The 2056-nt window shown below is 61.5% G+C and carries 2 protein-coding genes; both read right to left on the bottom strand.

Features of this window, described 5'->3' with window-relative positions; all coding sequences use genetic code 11:
* Window positions 1-744, bottom strand: a 744-nt coding sequence (locus AC1D0P_RS25165) for a dTDP-4-dehydrorhamnose reductase family protein (RefSeq protein WP_477679230.1), incomplete at its 3' end; no start/stop codon positions are given.
* Between the two features lie 6 nt (window positions 745-750).
* Window positions 751-1986 (bottom strand): glycosyltransferase family 4 protein, encoded by a 1236-nt coding sequence (locus tag AC1D0P_RS25170; protein WP_477679231.1) that lies wholly within the window; start codon window positions 1984-1986, stop codon window positions 751-753.
* Between the last annotated feature and the right edge of the window lie 70 nt (window positions 1987-2056).

The raw sequence follows: 2056 nt of genomic DNA on the forward strand, positions 1-2056 counted from the left end.
CGGCAGCACATCGATGGCCTTCCCATACTGCGCGGCCACCAGTTTCAGGAGGTCGAATTTGCTGATGGGCGCGGACGACACATGGTAAAGGCCATGCAGCGAAACATCGGGTAACACGACGTCGCGCATGACCCGCGCCAGCTCGATGGCGGTCATGCCTGAAAAAATGCTGCGCCTGAAACCATGAACCGAACCCTGCTGGGCCAGAAACCAGTCCACCAGTGCGCGGCTGGAATTGAGCTCACGCCCGATGATGGAGGTTCTCAGGGTCACCGCATGCGCGGCGTCGCGCAGCTCGCCGATGTATTTGGATTTTCCGTACAAGTCCTCGGCATCGGATGGGTCGTCCTCCGTGTACATGCCCTTGCGGCCGGAAAATACGCAATCCGTGCTGACGTGCACCAGCCGGACCTTGCCGGGCTCGCACAAGGACGCCAGGCGATGGGGCAGCATCGCGTTGATGGGCAGCACCACCAGGGGGTCTTCCACGTGCTCCTTCTGCTTGATCAGGCCAATACAATTGATGACCGCGTCCGGGCGCACGCGCTCGAAAGCCGCGCGGAGGGCCGCCTCATCAAGAACGTCCACACCGGTCAGGATCCGGCGCTGCTGGGCGGGCGAAAAATAGGACAGGAGGGCTTCGTTACGCACAAGGCCCCAGACTTCGTGGGGCGCGTGTCCATCAAACTCCCGAAACACCGCACTGCCCAGCATGCCGCTTGCGCCGAGTACCAGTACACGCATCTGTCATCACCCTTTCAAGCCAGAGCGGCGCGCCTGCAGTATGTCCACAAGCCGTCCAATCTGGCGATTCATATCAAAATTTCCATCGAACCAAGCCCGCCCCCTTTGCCCCATGGCTTCCCTCGCGGCAAGCGGCAAAGCATGCATGCGGCGTATGCAGGTGGCCAGGGCCTGCGCATCTTCAGGTGCGCACACCATGCCGGCCCCGGCATCTTCCACCACCTTGCCGCTCTCACCCTGCAAGGCCGCGACAATCGGGCGCCCCGCGGCAAGATAGGCCTGTATTTTGCTCGGCACGGTATGGGCGAGCACCCCGCCGCCCTTCAGCGTCACCAGCAGGGCCGAGGCCTGGCGGAACAGTTCCGGCATGGATTCAGCCGGAAAACGCCCGGGCAAGTCCAGATTATCCAGCTTTAAAAGGGTTTTTTGGCCCTGGACCCACTCCAGCATGCTGCCGCTGCCTACCAGCACCAGGCTAATCTGGGGCTCATCCCGCAACAATACGGCGGCCTGTACCACGGTTTCGAGCGCCTGCGCCTTTCCCAGGTTGCCGGCAAAGACCACGCAAAATTTCTGAGCCAAACGGCTGGAGAGTTCCAGCGGCAGCGGGTCCGGCGCCCCTGCCGGCACGTCGGGATCCACGGAGTTCGGGAAATAAACGAATTTTTCGGGGTCGGCGTAAGTGGCTGTGGGCTCCTGAAAAGCCCTTGATTGAAGCAGCAGCGTGTCGCTGCGGGCATAAATCCAGCGCACCAGCCCGCCAACAGCCTTTAGCACCGAGGTATTCCGGATAAAACCGGTCGCCGACAGGCTCTCGGGCCACATGTCCTGCACCCATACGGCGAGATGGGCCCGTTTCAGCCATTTCAGCAGGATCGCGGGGATCACCTGGGTGATCGGCGAAGGGGCAAACACAAGGATGGCGTCAAAGGAGCGCGATCGCAACAGCCAAGGGAAACACAACAGGCCGGAGCCCACAAAAGACAGGTAATTCAGCGTCAGATTGATGCCGCCGCCCCGCCTCCTGGGCCAAATCGGCGCGCGCACCACATCCACTTTGTCCAGGAAGCGCTCTCGCGCCACGCCGCCGGCCCGGTAACCCGGGAATACCTGGCCATCCGGATAGTTGGGTTTGCCCGTGGCCACCACCACCTCATGTCCACGCTCCGCCAGCTTGCGGACGAAATCGCTGATGATGAAGTTTTCAGGCCAGAAATACTGGCTGACGATCAGTATTCTCAACGCTTCGCCGTTTCAAGGATGTTCCGCAGGAAGGCCTCCGGCGTCTGAAGAGGCGTAGTGAGGTCGGAGA

Source organism: Polaromonas sp. P1_G2 (assembly GCF_056405515.1).